The 17,545-nt window shown below is 69.6% G+C and carries 13 protein-coding genes; 7 read left to right on the top strand and 6 right to left on the bottom strand.

Going from position 1 to position 17,545, the window contains the following annotated elements:
• Nucleotides 1-49: 49 nt before the first annotated feature.
• Nucleotides 50-4,915, bottom strand: a complete 4,866-nt coding sequence (locus BM198_RS11995; RefSeq protein ID WP_074970183.1) for an NAD-glutamate dehydrogenase — start codon at nucleotides 4,913-4,915, stop codon at nucleotides 50-52.
• A 335-nt stretch (nucleotides 4,916-5,250) separates the two neighbouring features.
• Here BM198_RS11995 and BM198_RS11990 point away from each other — a divergent pair, with 335 nt between their 5' ends.
• The 7 genes from BM198_RS11990 (at nucleotide 5,251) to BM198_RS11960 (ending at nucleotide 12,934) form a co-directional block, all read left to right on the top strand.
• The gene (locus tag BM198_RS11990) at nucleotides 5,251-5,997 is read left to right on the top strand and encodes a carbonic anhydrase (protein ID WP_074970181.1); all 747 of its coding nucleotides are present in this window, start codon (nucleotides 5,251-5,253) and stop codon (nucleotides 5,995-5,997) included.
• Between the two features lie 152 nt (nucleotides 5,998-6,149).
• Complete coding sequence (locus BM198_RS11985; protein WP_044412232.1) at nucleotides 6,150-7,109, top strand: AAA family ATPase; 960 nt, start codon at nucleotides 6,150-6,152, stop codon at nucleotides 7,107-7,109.
• Nucleotides 7,110-7,113: 4 nt separating this feature from the next.
• On the top strand, nucleotides 7,114-8,046 hold the full coding sequence (locus tag BM198_RS11980) for a DUF58 domain-containing protein (RefSeq protein ID WP_044412235.1): 933 nt from the start codon (nucleotides 7,114-7,116) through the stop codon (nucleotides 8,044-8,046).
• The gene (locus BM198_RS11975; RefSeq protein ID WP_074970179.1) at nucleotides 8,043-8,537 is read left to right on the top strand and encodes a DUF4381 domain-containing protein; all 495 of its coding nucleotides are present in this window, start codon (nucleotides 8,043-8,045) and stop codon (nucleotides 8,535-8,537) included. The genes BM198_RS11980 and BM198_RS11975 overlap by 4 nt, the downstream gene beginning before the upstream one ends.
• The gene (locus tag BM198_RS11970; protein WP_074970177.1) at nucleotides 8,530-9,558 is read left to right on the top strand and encodes a vWA domain-containing protein; all 1,029 of its coding nucleotides are present in this window, start codon (nucleotides 8,530-8,532) and stop codon (nucleotides 9,556-9,558) included. Before BM198_RS11975 ends, BM198_RS11970 begins: the two co-directional genes overlap by 8 nt.
• A complete protein-coding gene (locus BM198_RS11965; RefSeq protein WP_074970175.1) occupies nucleotides 9,555-11,300 on the top strand; it encodes a VWA domain-containing protein in 1,746 nt (581 codons plus the stop codon). Before BM198_RS11970 ends, BM198_RS11965 begins: the two co-directional genes overlap by 4 nt.
• The gene (locus BM198_RS11960) at nucleotides 11,297-12,934 is read left to right on the top strand and encodes a BatD family protein (protein WP_074970173.1); all 1,638 of its coding nucleotides are present in this window, start codon (nucleotides 11,297-11,299) and stop codon (nucleotides 12,932-12,934) included. Before BM198_RS11965 ends, BM198_RS11960 begins: the two co-directional genes overlap by 4 nt.
• A gap of 12 nt (nucleotides 12,935-12,946) precedes the next feature.
• Here the strand turns inward: BM198_RS11960 and BM198_RS11955 are convergent, their stop codons facing one another.
• From BM198_RS11955 to rnd, 5 genes are all read right to left on the bottom strand, one after another.
• Nucleotides 12,947-14,188, bottom strand: a complete 1,242-nt coding sequence (locus BM198_RS11955) for a M61 metallopeptidase family protein (RefSeq protein ID WP_074970171.1) — start codon at nucleotides 14,186-14,188, stop codon at nucleotides 12,947-12,949.
• 65 nt (nucleotides 14,189-14,253) lie between these two features.
• Nucleotides 14,254-14,703 carry a YcgN family cysteine cluster protein gene (locus BM198_RS11950; protein ID WP_074970169.1) on the bottom strand — a complete coding sequence of 150 codons (450 nt, stop codon included), beginning with the start codon at nucleotides 14,701-14,703 and terminating at the stop codon, nucleotides 14,254-14,256.
• 404 nt (nucleotides 14,704-15,107) lie between these two features.
• Nucleotides 15,108-16,040, bottom strand: a complete 933-nt coding sequence (locus tag BM198_RS11945; RefSeq protein ID WP_074970167.1) for a D-2-hydroxyacid dehydrogenase — start codon at nucleotides 16,038-16,040, stop codon at nucleotides 15,108-15,110.
• Nucleotides 16,040-16,333 (bottom strand): YcgL domain-containing protein, encoded by a 294-nt coding sequence (locus BM198_RS11940; RefSeq protein ID WP_044412257.1) that lies wholly within the window; start codon nucleotides 16,331-16,333, stop codon nucleotides 16,040-16,042. The genes BM198_RS11945 and BM198_RS11940 overlap by 1 nt, the downstream gene beginning before the upstream one ends.
• Nucleotides 16,333-17,460: a ribonuclease D gene (rnd, locus tag BM198_RS11935; protein WP_074970165.1), complete on the bottom strand. Its 1,128-nt coding sequence runs from the start codon at nucleotides 17,458-17,460 to the stop codon at nucleotides 16,333-16,335. The genes BM198_RS11940 and rnd overlap by 1 nt, the downstream gene beginning before the upstream one ends.
• Nucleotides 17,461-17,545 lie beyond the last annotated feature (85 nt).

Genomic DNA, 17,545 nt, shown 5'->3' with positions numbered 1-17,545 from the left:
CCGCACACAGGCGGGGCTGAGAGCACAACAACTCAGGTCGGGCCGAGCATCAGGGGATGTTCACCCCGTGCTGGCCGCTCAGGGCCAGGTCCATCAGCTCGCGGTTGGCCACGGCGTACATGGCGTAGTCCGTGCCGGTGGCGGCGCGCAGTTCGGTGAGCATCACCTTCCAGCGCTCCACCAGCGGACGGTGCTGTTCCAGCCAGAGGGCGACGCGCTCGTCCATGTCCGCCGGGGCATCGGCCATCTGCAGCACGGAGATGGTGATCGCCCGCTGCTGACCGTCGAGGTCGTCGCGGAAGGCTTCGCGGGCCAGCGCCTGCCAGTTGTTCTCCACCGGCAGGCCGGTGATCTGCTGCAGGTACCAGGACAGGTCCAGCGCGCCGCCGATGGAGAAGTAGGCGGCGGCCACTTCGGCGGCGTCCTTGCCGGTGACGTCGGCGGCTTCGATGATCGGCAGCAGCGTGTACAGGTGGCTGGTGCCGGCAACGACGCGGGCCAGTTCCTCCGGTGCGCCGGCTTCGACATAGGCCTGGTAGCGGGCCAGCCACTGCTCGCGGGCCGGGCCTTCCAGCAGTTCGTCCAGGCGGCCGGCCAGTTCGGCGACGCGGGGGCCGAAGTGGCCGACGTCACGGGCGGCGTTCTGGTCTTCGCGGCGGCTGCGCAGGAACCAGCGGGTGGCGCGGCGGCCGAGGCGCATCAGCTCATCCATCAGGGTCAGCTGCAGCTCGGCGGGCACCTTGTAGTCCAGCGCCTCGATCTGCTTCCACCAGTGCGCCAGGCGGAACACGTCGCGCACCACCACGTAGGCACCGGCGACGTTGGCGGCGCTCATGCCGGTGGACTCCTTCAGGCGCTGCACGAAGGTGATGCCCATGTGGTTGACCAGGTCGTTGGCGATCTGGGTGCTGATGATCTCGCGCTTCAGGCGGTGGCGGCGCATGGCCTCGCCGTACTTCTCGGCCAGCAGCGGCGGGAAGGCGGTCTCCATCTCGCGGGCGAGGTAGTCGTCGTCCGGCACCAGGGATTTGAGCAGCGATTCCTTGAGGTCGATCTTGCTGTAGGAGATCAGCACCGACAGCTCGGGACGGGTCAGCCCCTGGCCGTTGGCGAGGCGCTCGTTGAGTTCCTCGTCGCTGGGCAGGAACTCCAGGGCACGGTCCAGCTTGCCGGCGGCCTCCAGGGCGGCGATCAGGCGCTTGTATTCGCCGATGCGCTCGCGGGCGCGGCGCTGGGCCAGGGACAGGGCCTGGGTCTGCTTGTAGTTGTTGCCGAGCACCAGGTTGGAGACGGCGTCGGTCATCTTCGCCAGCAGGGTGTTGCGCTGCTTGCCGGTCATGTCGCCGGCGCCGACGATCTCGCCCAGCAGGATCTTGATGTTCACCTCGTGGTCGGAGCAGTCCACGCCACCGGCGTTGTCGATGAAGTCGGTGTTGCTGGCGCCGCCGTTGAGGCCGAATTCCACACGGCCGAGCTGGGTCATGCCGAGGTTGCCACCCTCGCCCACCACCTTGGCACGCAGTTCGCGACCGTCCACGCGCAGGGCGTCGTTGGCCTTGTCGCCGACGTCGGCGTGGCTTTCCTTGCTGGACTTCACGTAGGTGCCGATGCCGCCGTTCCAGATCAGGTCCACCGGGGCTTTGAGCAGGGCGTTGAGCAGCTCGGTGGGGGTCAGCTTGTCGGCCTGGATGTCGAAGCGCGCCTTCATCTGCGGGCTGATGGCGATGCTCTTGGCGCTGCGCAGGAAGATGCCGCCGCCTTCGGAGATCAGCTTGGTGTCGTAGTCGGCCCAGGAGGAACGCGGCAGGTCGAACATGCGCTTGCGCTCGACGAAGCTGCTGGCGGCGTCCGGGTTCGGGTCGATGAAGATGTGCATGTGGTTGAAGGCGGCCACCAGCTGCAGCTTGTCCGACAGCAGCAGGCCGTTGCCGAACACGTCGCCGGCCATGTCGCCGATGCCGATGACGGTGAAGTTGTCCTTCTGCACGTCGATGCCGTGCTCGCGGAAGTGCCGCTGCACCGAGACCCAGCCGCCCTTGGCGGTGATGCCCATGCCCTTGTGGTCGTAACCGGCGGAGCCGCCGGAGGCGAAGGCGTCGCCCAGCCAGAAGCCGTATTCCTGGGCGATGCCGTTGGCGATGTCGGAGAAGGTCGCGGTGCCCTTGTCGGCCGCCACCACCAGGTAGGGGTCGTCGGCGTCGTGGCGCACCACGTTGGCCGGCGGTACCACCTGGCCGTCCTTGAGGTTGTCGGTGATGTCCAGCAGGCCGCTGATGAAGATGCGGTAGCAGGCGATGGCCTCGGCCTGGATGTCGTCACGGCTGCCGCCCACCGGCAGGCGCCGGGGGATGAAGCCGCCCTTGGCGCCCATGGGCACGATGACGGCGTTCTTCACCTGCTGCGCCTTGACCAGGCCCAGCACTTCGGTGCGGAAGTCTTCCTCGCGGTCGGACCAGCGCAGGCCGCCCCGGGCGACGTCGCCGAAGCGCAGGTGCACGCCTTCCACGCGCGGGCAGTAGACGAAGATCTCGAACTTGGGCACCGGACGCGGGATGTCGGGGATCAGCCGCGGGCTCAGCTTGAAGCTGAAGTAGCCCTTGTTCTGGCCGTTGGCGTCGGGCTGGTAGAAGTTGGTGCGCAGGGTCGCCTTGATCAGGTCGAGGTAGCGCCGCAGGATGCGGTCCTCGTTGAGCACGGCGACGTTGTCCAGCTCGCCGAGGATGGCCTGTTCGAGCTTCTGCTGCTTGTCTTCCAGGTCGTCGGCGGAGAGCTTGCGGGCCAGGTAGAAGCGGGTCTTGAACAGCCGCACCAGTTCCTTGGCGATGTTGGTGTGGTTGAGCAGGGTGCTGGCGATGTAGGACAGATCGAAGCCCAGGCGGATCTGCTTCAGGTAGCGGGCGTAGGCACGCAGCAGGGCCACGTCGCGCCAGGGCATGGAGGCGGTCAGCACCAGGCGGTTGAAGGCGTCGTTCTCGGCGTCGCCGCCGACGATGTGGACGAAGGCGTCCTGCAGGGTGTCGTTGAGTTCCTGGATGTCCACCTCGACACCGGCAGCGGCGGTGAAGGCGAAGTCGTGGATCCAGAATTCACGGCCGTCCTGGCGGGTCAGGCGGTAGGGGAACTCGCCCAGCACGCGCAGGCCGAGGTTCTCCAGGATCGGCAGCACGTCGGACAGCGGCAGCGGCGTGTCAGCGTGGTAGAGCTTGCAGTGCAGCAGCTGCTCGCCCTGGGTCAGCGGCTGGTAGAAGCTCATCACCAGCTGGCGCTGCTCGGACAGGCTGTACAGGTGCTGCATGTCGACCACCGCCGAGTGCGCGGCGAAGCGCTCGCGGTAGCCGGCGGGGAAGCCTTTCGGGAAGTCGGCCAGCACACGGGTGCCCTTGGCCTCGCCGAAGGTTTCGTTGATCAGGCTGGCGTAGTCGTCCTTCCAGGAACGGCAGGCCTGGATGACCTCCTTCTCCAGGCGCACGGGGTCGACCACGGCCTTGTTCTTCGGGTCCAGGCGCAGGATGAACTGCACGCGGGCCAGCACGGATTCGGAGAAGAAGGTCCAGAACTCGCAGTCGGTCGCCTGCAGGCGCTCCATGAGGATCTGCTGGATCTTCACCCGGGTCTCGGTGGAGTAGACGTCACGCGGGACGTAGGCCAGGGCGTAGGCGAAGCGGCCGTAGGGGTCGCGGCGCAGGAACAGGCGGATCTTGTTGCGCTCCTGCATCTGCACGATGGCCATGGCGGTGGCGAACAGGTCGTCCACCGGGGTCTGGAACAGGTCGTCGCGGGGCAGCACTTCCAGCACCTGGCCCAGCTCCTTGCCCAGGTGGGCGCGGGGGTCGAAGCCGGAGCGACGCTGGATCTCGGCGACCTTGCCACGGATGTAGGGGATGCGGGTGACGCTGTCGGCGTACACGGCGGAGGTGTACAGGCCCATGAAGCGGCATTCCTTGACCACCCGGCCCTTGGCGTCCAGCTCGCGGATGGAGACGAAGTCCGGGTAGGCGGGGCGGTGCACGCGGCTCGGCTCGGCGGCCTTGGCGAAGGACAGCAGCACCGGGCCGCGCAGGTAGTCGACGGCTTCCCGCTCGACGTGCAGGTCGGCCTTGCTCAGGCCGGCGCGGCGCAGGCGCGAGACGCCCAGCAGGGACTGCTCGTCATAGACCAGGTGGCCGCCGGCCTCGCCCTCGTCCACCACGGTGAACTCCTCGTAGCCGAGGAAGGTGAAGTTGTTGTCCACCAGCCAGTTCATGAAGACCTTCACCTCGGCAAGCTCGGCCGGGTCCACCTTCAGCTTGGCCTTGTCCAGCCAGGCCAGCAGTTCGCGGGCCTTGGCGGTCATGGGCTTGAAGTCGGCGACGGCGACGCGCACCTCGCCCAGCACGTCTTCCAGGGCCTTCTCCAGCGCCTTGAGGGCGGCGGGGGCGGCAACCCGGTCGATCTCCAGGAACATCAGCGATTCCTGCTGCACGTCCTTGCCCTGGGTGCCCTTGGGCAGCACTTCCTGCAGCGCGCCCTTCTTGTCGCGGCGCACGCTGAGCACGCTGTTCTGCAGGGTGTGGATGTTGTAGCCGCGGCGGTTCAGCTCCATGCGCACCGAGTCCACCAGGAAGGGGATGTCCGGGTGCAGCACTTCGACAGCGGTGTGGGTGGACTGCCAGCCGTGCTTCTCGTAATCCGGGTTGAACGCGCGGACCTGGGGCTTGGCGGGATCGAAGCGTTCCAGCAGGCGCCACGACGACAGGGTGCAGCCCACCAGGTCGGACAGGCGCCGCTGGGTGAGTTCGTCGAGGGCGATGATGCCGAAGAACTGATCGGCGAACAGGGTTACTTGTGGCAAGACCTGCTCGCTGACGTGCTGCGCCAGTGCCACCTGCAGTTGATGCTGGAAGTCGGCTTTGCTGGCCGCGGTGAAGAACGCCATGGTTGTGCTCCGCTTGGCTCTGTTGTTGGGGGTTAAGCGTAGAACGCTTATTCGCGCGGTGATGGATCAGGAGGAGATTCAGGCAGTGTGACGGGCCGGAACCGCTTGGGACCGGGCAGTCATCCTCGCGGACAGATTAAGGGCGGCACCCGGTGCGACGCTTTTAGTCCTGCGACATATTCGGTCAATCTCGGACAGCCGCCTTCAGCAAGCCGACAGGGTTCACGGAAGGAGGACGACACGAGCGCTTCGGCAGCGCCTACAGCGCGCCCACAGCGACAGGACCGGTGTGCCCCCTAGACTCGCCACTCCCCTTTCCCACCGGAGCACCTGCCATGTGCACCTGCCACGAACCCCACACCCCTGATCGCCCCGAGCGCCGGCGCTTCCTGCGCCTGGCCGGCATGACCGCCGCGGCCGTCGCCGCCGTGCCCCTGCTGAGCCAGACGGCCCTGGCCGCCGACCCGGCTGCACCGCCGCCCAAGCCGCAGAACCGCCTGGCACCCGACGCAGCGCTGGACCGCCTGATGCAGGGCAACCAGCGCTACGTGGAAGGCCTGACCCGCCGCCACGACTTCCTCACCGAGCGCGAGGCGCTGGTGTCGGCCCAGAACCCCTACGCGGCGGTGCTGAGCTGCGCCGATTCGCGCATCGCCCCGGAGTACGCCTTCGACACCGCGCGGGGCGACCTCTTCGCCGTGCGCGTGGCCGGCAACATCGTCAATGAAGACGGCCTGGCCAGCCTGGAATACGGCGTGGCCGTGCTCGGCATCCCGCTGCCGATGGTGCTGGGCCACGAAGGCTGCGGCGCCGTGGAAGCCGGCCTCAAGGTGGCCCGCGACGGTGCCCGCTACCCCGGCCACATCCAGGCCCTGGCGGCGGCCATCGCGCCGTCGGCGAAGGCGGTGCTCAAGCACGAGGGCAATGCCCTGGACAACGCCATCGCGCAGAACGTGCGGGACAACCTCAAGCAGCTCACCGAGCGCTCCACCCTGCTGCGCGACGCCGTCGCCGAAGGCCGCCTGAAGGTGGTGGGCGGCGTCTACCGGCTGGCCAGCGGCCAGGTCGAACTGATCGCCTGAGCCCTAACGGGCCGGGCGCACAGCGCTCGGCCCGTCACGATTTCGACGCGCGCTCGCGTACTCGCCTAGGCCGCCGACCTCTGCTTGGATTAAAGTACCCCGCCTTCTCCGAGGGCCCAGGCTGCCCCCGTCCACCCCGAGCGAGCCCGACGATGGAACACCGCGACGCACTGGTCGCCCTGCGACAGTACCTTTCCACCCAGATTCTCGGTCAGGAAAAACTCATCGACCGGCTGCTGATCGCGCTGCTCGCCGACGGCCACCTGCTGGTGGAAGGCGCACCGGGCCTGGCCAAGACCAAGGCCATCAAGGACCTCGCCGAAGGCGTGGAGGCCGAGTTCCACCGCATCCAGTTCACCCCCGACCTGCTGCCCGCCGACATCACCGGCACCGAGATCTACCGCCCGGAGACCGGCAGCTTCGTGTTCCAGCAGGGACCGATCTTCCACAACCTGGTGCTGGCCGACGAGATCAACCGCGCGCCGGCCAAGGTGCAATCCGCGCTGCTGGAGGCCATGGCCGAGCGCCAGGTGTCCATCGGCCGTTCCACCTACGACCTGCCGCCGCTGTTCCTGGTGATGGCGACCCAGAACCCCATCGAGCAGGAAGGCACCTACCCGCTGCCCGAGGCCCAGCTCGACCGCTTCCTCATGCACGTGAAGATCGGCTTCCCCGAGGCCTCGGTGGAACGCAAGATCCTCCAGCAGGCCCGTGGCGTCGCCCTCAACGGCGAGACCCGACCCGAACACCAGGTCAGCCAGCAGGCGATCTTCGCCGCGCGCAAGGAAATCCTCGGCCTGTACATGGCCGACGCCGTGGAGGAGTACCTGGTGCAGTTGGTGATGGCCACGCGCACCCCGGCCAAGTTCGACGCCGAGCTGGCCGAGTGGCTGGCCTACGGTTCCAGCCCGCGCGGCTCCATCGCCCTGGACCGGTGCGCGCGTGCCCATGCGTGGATGGCCGGGCGCGACTTCGTCAGCCCCGAGGACATCCAGGCGGTGCTCTTCGATGCGCTGCGCCATCGCCTGATCCTCACCTTCGAGGCCGAGGCCGCGGGGATCGACCAGGACCGCGTGCTGCAACGCATCCTCGACGTGGTCGCCGTCGCCTGACGCCATGACCAGCCCGGCAGCCGTCCCCGGCGTGCAGGTCAGCCTCGCCGAGCTGATCGAGATCCGCCACCGCGTGCGCGAGGTGCAGCTGTTCTCCACGCCCTCACGGCGCAGCCCGCTGATCGGCCTGCACCACTCCAAGCTGCGCGGGCGCGGGGTCGACTTCGACCAGGTGCGCGTGTACCAGCCGGGCGACGACGTGCGCACCATCGACTGGCGCGTCACCGCACGCACCCAGGAGCCCCACACCAAGCTGTTCCACGAGGAGCGCGAGCGCCCGGTGTTCATCGTCGTCGAGCAGAGCCAGCGGCTGTTCTTCGGCTCCGGGCGGATGTTCAAGTCGGTGCTCGCCGCCCACGCCGCCAGCCTCATCGGCTGGGCCGCCCTGGGCCACAACGACCGCATCGGCGGGCTGGTCTTCAGCGACGCCGAGCACCACGAGATCAAGCCCCGCCGCAGCAAGCAGAGCCTGCTGCAACTGCTCAACCGCCTGGTGCGCGCCAACCAAGGCCTGGTCACCCCGCAGGCGACGCCCCGCGAAGGCTTCAGCCTTGCCCTGCGCCGCGCCCGCGAGGTGCTGCGCCCCGGCAGCCTGGTGGTGATTCTGTGTGACGAGCGCACCCTCTCGGACACCGCCGAGCAGCAACTGGCGCTGCTGGCCCGGCACACCGACCTGATCCTGCTGCCGCTGTCCGACCCCCTCGACCACGCGCTGCCGGCTGCCGGCCTGCTGCGCTTCAGCGAGCTGGGCGCCCAGCTGGAGCTGGACACCCACAACCCCGAGCTGCGCCAGGCCTACCGCGAACAGGGCGAGGCCCGCCGCGCCCGCTGGCAACGCCTGGCCCTGCGCCTGGGGGTGCTGCTGCTGCCGCTGTCCACCCAGGAAGAGATGGTCGACCAGTTGCGCGACCACCTGCAGCGCGGGGCGCGGCGATGAACCCGTTGGACCAGCTCGAACCCCTGATCGCCCCGCCGCCCGTGCCGTTCTGGCCCCCGGCGCCGGGCTGGTGGCTGCTCGCCGTGCTGCTGCCGCTGCTGGCCTGGGGCGCCTGGCGCCTGGCCCGGCGGCTGTCGCGGCAGCGCCATGAGGCCGAGCAGGCCCAGCCCCTGGACCCGATGCGCGAGGCCGCGCTGCAGGAGTTGGCACAACTGGCCAAGCCCTACGACGGCGCCCATGCCGGCCCCTGGCTGCAGCAGCTCAATGCGCTGCTCAAGCGCCTGTGCCGGCAGCGCTACCCCGATGCCCAGGTGCTGACCCTGAACGGCCGCGCCTGGCTGGCCTACCTGGACAACCGCTGCCCCGCCGCCGGCCTGACCCGCTGGATGGTGCTGGTGGAGGGCGCCTACCGCCCGCAGTGCAAACTCGACGACAAGGCCATCGCCGGCCTGCACCAGGCCGTCGAAACCTGGATTCGCAAGCATGTTTGAACTGGCCTGGCCCTGGATCTTCCTGCTGGCGCCGCTGCCCTGGCTGCTGCGGGTGCTGCTGCCGCCGGCCGACAGCGGCGAGGCGGCGCTGAAGGTGAGCTTCCTCGGCGAACTGGAAACCCTGGCCGGGCGCCGCGCCCGGGCCAACCTGCCGGCCTGGCGCCAGCAGGCGCCCTTCGCCCTGCTCTGGCTGCTACTGCTGTGCGCCGCCGCACGCCCCGAGTGGGTGGGCGAGCCGCAGCCGCTACCGGCCAGCGGCCGCGACCTGCTGGTGGCGGTGGATGTGTCCGGCTCCATGGACTACGCCGACATGCAGCTGGACGGTAAGCCGGTCAGCCGCCTGGCGCTGGTGCAGCACCTGATGGGCGAGTTCATCGACGGCCGGGTGGGCGACCGCATCGGCCTGATCCTCTTCGGCAGCCAGGCCTACCTGCAGGCACCGCTGACCTTCGACCGGCAGACCGTGCACGTGTGGCTGGACGAGGCGCTGATCGGCATCGCCGGCAAGAACACCGCCATCGGCGACGCCATCGGCCTGGCGGTGAAGCGCCTGCGCCAGCGCCCGGCCAACAGCCGCGTGCTGGTGCTGGTGACCGACGGCGCCAACACCGGCGGCCAGATCGAGCCCTTGACCGCCGCGCGCCTGGCCGCCGAGGAAGGCGTGAAGATCTACACCATCGGCATCGGCGCCGACCCCGAGCAGGGCGGCATGCTCGGCCTGTTCGGCCTCAACCCGGCATTGGACCTGGACGAGCCGACCCTGCGGCAGATCGCCGAGCAGACCGGCGGCCAGTACTTCCGCGCCCGCTCCAGCCAGGAGCTGACCGAGATCGAGCTGGCACTGGACACCCTCGAACCAGTGAGCCAGCTGCCCAGCCAGGCACGCCCGGCCCTGGCGCTGTACTGCTGGCCGCTGGGGCTGGCGTTGCTGCTGAGCCTGGTACTGATCGCCCGTGAACTCTGGCCCGACCTGCCCCAGCAGGGGCTGGCCTGGGCCCGCAGCCGCTGGAGGCGTTCATGAGCGAACTCTGGCCCCACTGGTCGCGCCCGCTGTGGCTGCTACTGCTGCCCCTGCTGCTGTGGCTGCTCTGGCAACTGCTGCACCGCGAACGCCGCACCGGCCGTTGGCAGCAGTTGCTGCCGCTGCATTTCCAGCCCTGGCTGCTGGGTGGCGGGCGCCAGCGCGGCAGCCGGCTGCCGTGGATCGCCCTCGGCCTGGCCTGGTTGCTGGGCCTGCTAGCGCTGCTCGGCCCCAGCTGGCAGCGGGTGGAGCAAAGCACCCAGAAGCGCGCCGACCCGCTGGTGGTGATTCTCGAACTGACCCCCTCGATGCTCGCCGGCGACGTGCCGCCCAGCCGCCTGGAACACGCCAAGCGCAAGCTGCGCGACCTGCTGGACGCCCGCCGCGACGCGCAGACGGCCATCGTCGTCTACGCCGGCAGCGCCCACAGCCTGGTGCCGCTGTCGGACGACCTGATGACCGCCGGCAACCTGCTGGACGCCCTCAAGCCGGCGATCATGCCCGAGCCCGGCCAGCGCGCCGACCTGGCGGTGCAGAAGGCCCTGGCGCTGCTGGAACAGGGCGCGCGCGGCCAGGGCCGGTTGCTGCTGATCACCAATGGCCTCAGCGAGGCCGAGCGCAACGGCATCCGCAAGGCCCTCGGCTCGCGCAGCGGCCGCTTGTCGATCCTCGGCATCGGCACCGCCCAGGGCGCGCCCATCGCCCAAGACAACGGCGGCTTCCTCAAGGACGCCCAGGGCGCCATCCTCCTGCCGCGCCTGGACGCACCGGGGCTCAAGCGCTTCGCCAGCGACCTGGGCGGCAAGTACGCCACGGCCCGGGTGGACGAGCGCGACCTGCGCAACCTCGGCCTGCTCGGCGGCGCCACCACCCTGCGCGACAGCGGCGAGACCACCCGCCTGGAGGCCTGGGCCGACCAGGGCCACTGGCTGCTGCTGCCGCTGCTGCTGATCGCCGCCTGCGCCGGCCGCCGGGGCTGGATCTTCTGCCTGCCGCTGTTCTTCGTGCTGCCCCGCCCGGCCCTGGCCTTCGAGCTGGACGACCTTTGGCTGCGGGCCGACCAGCAGGGCCAGCGCCTGCTGGAAGCGCAACAGCCGGCAGAGGCCGCGCAGCGCTTCCAGGACCGTGCCTGGCAGGGCTATGCCCTCTACCAGGCCGGCCAGTACGGCGAGGCGGCGGAGCGCTTCGCCGCCGGCGACAGCGCCGCCGATCACTACAACCGGGGCAACGCCCTGGCCAAGGCCGAGCAACTGGAAGCCGCGCTGGATGCCTACGATTCGGCCCTGGAGCGCCAGCCCGACCTGCAGCCGGCGCTGAAGAACAAGGCCCTGGTGGAGGAGCTGCTGAAGCAGCGCCAGGCCCAGGCCGAGCAGCCCCAGCCCACCTCGCAGCCACAGCAGCAACAGGCCGGCCAGGACGACGCTGCCCAGGACGCACCCAAGGGCACGCCCCAGCCGGCGGAGCAGGACACCAAGCCCGAAACCGGCCAGGATTCGCAGGCCGCGGAGGCCGAACAGAAGAACGGCCAGGGCGCCGGCGGCCAGGACCAGCAGGCAGCCAACGCCCAGCCCGCCGAACCGGACGGCGAGCCACAAGCGCTGGACAGCGAGCACGAGCCCCTGGGCGACGAACGCCGCCAGTCCCTGGAGCAGTGGCTGCGACAGATTCCCGACGACCCCGCCGAACTGCTGCGCCGCAAGTTCTGGTACGAACAGCAACGCCGCCAGGAAAACCAAGAATGAAGCGCCTGACCTGCGCCCTGATCCTCCTCCTGCTGGCCAGCCTCGCCCACGCCGCCGGCTTCACCGCCAGCGTCGACCGCACCCGCCTCAGCGAAGGCGAGACGGTGGAGCTGGTGCTGGAGTCCTCCGACCCGACGCTGTTCGGCAAGCCGGACCTGTCGCGGCTGGAGTCGCTGTTCGATGTGCTCGGCACCCGCCAGATCAACCGCCTGAGCACCCTCAACGGCCAGAGCAACCGCGCCACCCGCTGGATCGTCACCCTGCAGCCGAAGCAGACCGGCTATGTGGTCATCCCGCCGCTGAAGCTGGGCGAGGCCGAGACCCAGCCGATCCCGCTGCACATCCAGAAGAACGACCCCAACGCGGACTCCGGCAAGCTGGCGCCGGTGTTCATCGACGCCAGCCTGGACCAGGAAAGCGTCTACGTGCAGGCCCAGGCGATCCTCACCCTGCGCATCTACCACTCGGTCTCGCTGTACGACGACAGCAGCCTGACGCCGCTGCAGATGGCCGATGCGCGCATCGAGCAGCTGGGTGAGCCGCGCACCTACGAGAAGGAGATCAACGGTGTGCGCCACGGGGTGATCGAGCTGCGCTACGCGATCTTCCCGCAGAAGAGCGGCCAGCTGATGATCCCCTCCCAGGTGTTCAGCGCGACCCTGGCCGAACGCAGCAGCCAGGACGCCTACCAGCCCTTCGGGCCGCGCCCGGGCCGCCTGACGCGGGTCAGCTCGCCGCAGATCCCCCTGGCGGTGAAGCCGCGCCCGGCGGACTACCCGGCCGATGCGCCGTGGCTGCCGGCGCGGAACCTGACCCTGGTGGAGGCCTGGAGCCCGGAGCCCGACAAGGCGCGGGTCGGCGATTCCCTGACCCGCAGCCTGATGGTGAAGACCGAAGGACTCTCCAGCGCGCAGATTCCGGCGCTGCCGGCCACCAGCGCCAATGACCTGCGCCGCTACCCGGACCAGCCCCAGCTGGCCAACGAGGTGGGCGAACGCGGGGTGACCGGCAGCCGCGAGGAACGCGAGGCGCTGGTGCCCACGGCGGCCGGGCGCATCGAGCTGCCGGCGGTGGACGTGGTGTGGTGGAACACCCGGGACGACCGCCTGGAGCACAGCCGCCTGCCGGCCCGCACCCTGGAGGTGGCGGTGAACCCGGCGATGGAGCCCGAGGCCCCGGTGGAAACACCCGGTGCCGACCAGCCGACCCCGGCCGGTGCGCCGCTGTGGCCCTGGCAGCTGGCGACGCTGATCCTGGCGCTGACCACCCTGCTGGGCTTCGGCCTGTGGTGGCATGCCCGCCGTCAGCCGGCGATCCTGCCGACGGTGCAGACCGGGCCGAGCCCGCGCACGCTGCTGGACGACCTCAAGCGCGCCTGCCAGGCCAACGACCCGCAGGCGACCCGCCAGGCGCTGGATGCCTGGGCACGCCAGCAGCCGGAAACCCTGGCGGAGATGGCGGCGCGCTTCGTGCCGCTGTCGGATGCGATGGACGGTCTGAACGGCGCGCTCTACAGCGAGAGCGGCCAGCACTGGCAGGGCGAGGACCTGTGGAAAGCGATCCGCGCGCTGCCGGCGCGCCAGGTGCAGCAGCAGGCCACGGCCAGCGCGCTGCCGCCGCTGTACCCGCACTGATGCGCTGAAGGGCTACTGGGCGGCGGCCTTGTCGTCCAGCAGCGGCGTGTCGAGGGTCTTGGAGGGGCCGCCGAGGACGTTCTCGGCGATGCCGACGAAGTCCGCCGTGGCGACCTTGTCCAGGCGCATCAGCCCGCGCACCACGTCATCGAGGGAGTGAGCGCCCTTGCTGCTCTTGCGGATCTCTTCGTCCAGGTCCTGCAGCAGCAGCACGGCGCGGGCGGTGGTCGGCCCGGTGCAATGCTCGCCGCGCAGGTTGGTGATCTTGCGGCTCCAGTGCTTCAGGTTGGCGCGCACCTTGTGGTAGCGGTCCTCGCTGAGCCCGCCGGCGCGGCGCATCAGTTCGATGGCGTAGTACTCGGCGATGCCTTCGCTGATCCAGTCGCTGCGCTCGGTGTCCTGGATGCGGGTGAACACGTGCACCAGTTCGTGCACCAGGGAGCTGGTGCCGTTCTCGCTGACCAGCGGGCGGTCGGCATGCATGAAGAAGGAGTTGGGGCCTGACAGCCCGCCACGCCACATGGGATCGCCGGCACCGACGATCAGCAGCTTGCCGGGGTCGCGGGGGAACACCGCCTGGGCGTGGGGCCAGACGAAGGTCAGCAGGGTGAGGATGTCCATCCGCCGCATGCCCTCGCCCACCGGGGCGCTGATGGTGACGTCGGTGTTGCCCAGTTCGGTGCGGCGGCTGCCGAGCTTGCCGGCGATGATCCAGCCGGTGGGGCGGTCGAACACGCGCTCGGCGTTGTCGACGCGGAAGCGGTTCTTGCCGACGCGGGTCCAGCCGGTTTCCACGGAGGTCCAGCCCTTGGGCAGTTCGAACTGGATGCGCGCGGCCAGGTCGGTGCCTTCCACCACGTCGGCCCGGGCTGGGGGCACCAGGTCGTCGCCGCGCAGCAGGGCCCAGTCGGGGGTCATCCGCGCATCGAAGGTGCCGTCGCCGCGGTCGTGGGTGATGCGCACGCGGTAGCTGAGGGTGGCCTTGCCTGGTGCGGGTTGCCAGGTGCCCCGGCCGGCGCCCTCCTGCTGCCACTGGCCGTCGGCCTTGAAGTCGCTGTAGTAGCCCTTGTCGCCCAGGTCGAAGCTGAGGCGGCGGACCTTCTCGCCCTCCTCCACAACCAGCTGGACTTCGGCCTGGTCGCTGTCGGGCAGGAAGCGAACCTTGTAGTCGATGTCGGTGCGCTTGGCCGCCAGCAGCGGGGCACTGAACAGCAGGGCAGTGGCGGACAGCAGCAGGGTGGCGCGGTGGGACATGGCGGGCTTCCTCGTGGCGATTTCCCTATGACGCGGCGAACGGCGATTCGATCCCTTGGGGTGCGCTAGCCGGCGCGGAAGATCATGTAGTCCTCCCAGTCGTCCTCGGCCACCTTGGTCTCGCTGACCATACGCCCGGACTGGGAGATGCCGGCGTTGTGCACCGCCTCGGGGTCGCCGCAGACCAGCGGGTGCCAGGGCGGCAGGTCCTTGCCCTCGGCCACCAGGCGGTAGCCGCAGGTGGGCGGCAGCCAGCGGAACTCGTCGGCCTGGGCCGGGGTGAGCTGGATGCAGTCGGGCACGAAGTCGCGGCGATTGGGGTAGTTGGTGCAGCGGCAGGTCTTGAGGTCGAGCAGCTTGCAGGCGATGCGGGTGTAGTACACCGCGCCGTCGTCTTCGTCCTCGAGCTTCTGCAGGCAGCACAGGCCGCAGCCGTCACACAGGGACTCCCACTCTTCCTGATCGAGTTGAGCGAGGGTCTTGCGCTTCCAGAAGGGTTCGACTTTGGCGGCCATGGCGATCTGACTGGGTGAAGGGGCGCGGTAGTCTAGTCGCGCCGACGGTGCCGGCCAAGCACCGCCGCCACGGGAGCGACCGGTAGCGCGGTGTAAGGAAAATCGTTCGCACTATCTCCCAGCAGCGCCGCCCCGGCGGTGGATCGATGAAGCGTAATCCGCCCGACACACCTGCCTGACGTAGCCCGGGCTTCAGCCCGGGAACGGAGCCAGCCATGGGATTGATGGCCTCCCCCTCCGCGTGGGTCGATGAAGCGCGACCCACCCTACACGAGCCATGGCAAGGGCCCCCGTAGGATGCGGTGAGCTGTGCGAACCGCATCGAATCCGGATCGCCCGGCGATGATGGGCTTCGCACAGCTCAGCCCATTCTACGTTCCGGTGGATTCCCCCCACGCTTGGGGTCAGTAGCCGCGCTGGAAGTCCACTTCGCCGCGGAGCGGTTGGCCTTGCTGGAAGCGGGTGAGGTTGTCGGCGAACAGCCTGACCAGCGGCTCGGCCAAGGTGGGGGCGGAGCTGTGGCCGGTGAGCAGCAGGCGCGGGGCGCGCCAGAAGGGGTGCTCGGCCGGCAGCGGTTCCTGGCGGCAGACGTCGATGACGGCGCCGGCCAGTTCGTTGGCTTCGAGGGCTGCGACCAGGTCGTGGTCCACCACCGCAACGCCACGCCCGGCATTGATGAAGAGCGCCGTGGGCTGCATGCGCTGGAACAGCGCGCGGTCGTAGAGGTCCTGGGTGGCGGGGGTGTCCGGCAGCAGGTTGACCACGCAGTCGGCCCAGCCGACCTGTTCGGGCAGGGCCTCGAGGCCGGCGACCTCGGCAAAGGGCTCCAGCGGACGCGGCTGGCGGGCGATGCCGCGCAGCTCGACACCGAAGGGGGCGAGAAAGCGCCCGACGCTGCTGCCGATGTCCCCGGCGCCCACCACCAGCACGCGCCGCCCGGCCAGGCTGCGGGGCAGCCGACCATCCCAGCGCCCTTCCACCTGGCTCGCCAGGCGCGCCAGCAGCGCGCGCTCATGGGCCAGCAGGTAGGTCAGCACGTACTCGGCCATCACCTGGCCGAAGATGCCGACGGCACGGGTGAGCCGGTACTGGCGCGGCAGGCCTTCGGCCAGCAGCGGGGTGATGCCGGCCCAGGTGGACTGCGCCCATTCGGGCCGAAGCCCCCGGCGCAGCAGCTCGGCGAGACGATCCGGGCTGCCTAGCCACACCGGGCAGTCGGCGGCCAGGCGGGCCAGTTCGTCAGGCGAATCTGCAGCCAGCAGCTCCAGCTCGGGGGCGAGCTCGCTCAGCAGTTCGGCGTGGCGGGCATGGTTGGGGTCGGCGAGGAGAACGCGCATCAGACCGGGTCGTTCATGCGCAGGAGTTCTTCGGGCAGGTGCTCGATGTACTCCTCTTCACCCGGCGGCATCTGCAGGTGGTAGCCCTGCTTCTCGATGTTCTCCAGCACCTTGTGGATGTCCTCGCGGGCCAGCTGGCGCTCGGGGCTGAGGACCAGGTCGAAGGTGTGCCGGGGTGCGCCGAAGGCGGCCAGCAGGCCTTCGGGCACGCGGCTGAGGGCTTCGGCCTTGTCGACGTAGAGGTACATCTCGTTCTTGCGGGGGCTCTTGTAGATCGAGCAGATGCGTTTCATCAGGCGGTCTCTCCGGCCAGGACGTCCAGCAGGGCCTGGCCCATCAGTTCACGGCGCCAGCCACGCAGACCTGCGGGCAGCAGGTAGGGGCCGTTGGGGAAGCCGCTCTTGATGAGGGCTTCGAGGTGTTTCTTGCGCAGCATCAGCTCGGGGGCGATGCCCAGGCGCTCGGCCTGGGCCTGGCCGACGGCGCGCAGCTTCTTGAGCAGGCCGTTGACCTCGGCGGGCAGCGGCTCGGGCAGTGCCTCGGGCCATTCGGCGGGCGGCAGTTCGGCCGCTTCGCGGATCAGCTTGAGCAGGGTGTTGCCGTCCTGGCGGACGGTGCGCGGGTGCATGTCTTCGATGCGCGACAGGGCGACCAGGTTGTCCGGCTGGAAACGCGCCATGGGCCACAGGGCGTGCTCGCGGATGATGCGGTTGCGCGGCTGGTCGCGGCGCCGGGCCTCGGCCTCGCGCCAGGCGTAGAGGGCGCGGAGCACGGCCAGTTGCTGGCGGGACAGCTTCCAACCGAGCTTGGACTCGCGGTACAGCGTCTGGGGGTCGGTCTCGCGGCGCAGGTTGGCCACCAGTTCGGCGCCGTCTTCGAGGATCCAGGCGCGCTTGGTGGCGTCGAGACGCTGGTCGAGGATGCGGTAGATCTCGGCCAGGTGCACGGCGTCCTCGGCGGCGTAGCGCTCCTGCATCTCGGTGAGCGGGCGCTGCAGCCAGTCGGAGCGGGTCTCTTCCTTGGGCAGGTCGATGCCGAGCACGGCGTTCACCAGGCGCGAGTAGCCCATGGAGTAGCCGATGCCGAGGTAGCCGGCGGCGAGCTGGGTGTCGAGCAGCGGCTGCGGCAGGCTGCCGGTGAGGCGCAAGAAGACTTCGAGGTCTTCGCCGCAGGCATGCAGCACCTTGGTGACGGCAGGGTCTTCGAGCAGGGCGGCGAAGGGGCGCCAGTCCTGGATCAGCAGGGGGTCGATGAGCCAGGCCGTCTCGCCGTCGCCGACCTGGACCAGGCCGGCCTTGGGGTAGAAGGTGTCGACACGCATGAACTCGGTGTCCAGCGCGACGAAACTCAGTCGGCGCCAGCGTTCGCAGTGGGAGGCCAGTTCGGCGTCGTCGCGAATCCAGTGAAAATCGATGGCCACAAGGCTCTCCTCGGTTCAGAGGCGCGAAGTATATATCGCAACCCCGGCGCCGCCCCACCCGGCCCGGCGGGCGGGCGGCAGCCGG

Origin of the sequence: Metapseudomonas otitidis, from assembly GCF_900111835.1 — a bacterium.
Taxonomy (GTDB): domain Bacteria; phylum Pseudomonadota; class Gammaproteobacteria; order Pseudomonadales; family Pseudomonadaceae; genus Metapseudomonas; species Metapseudomonas otitidis.
The sequence above is the reverse complement of the archived record's forward strand: the minus strand, read 5'-3'. Positions and strand labels throughout refer to the sequence as shown.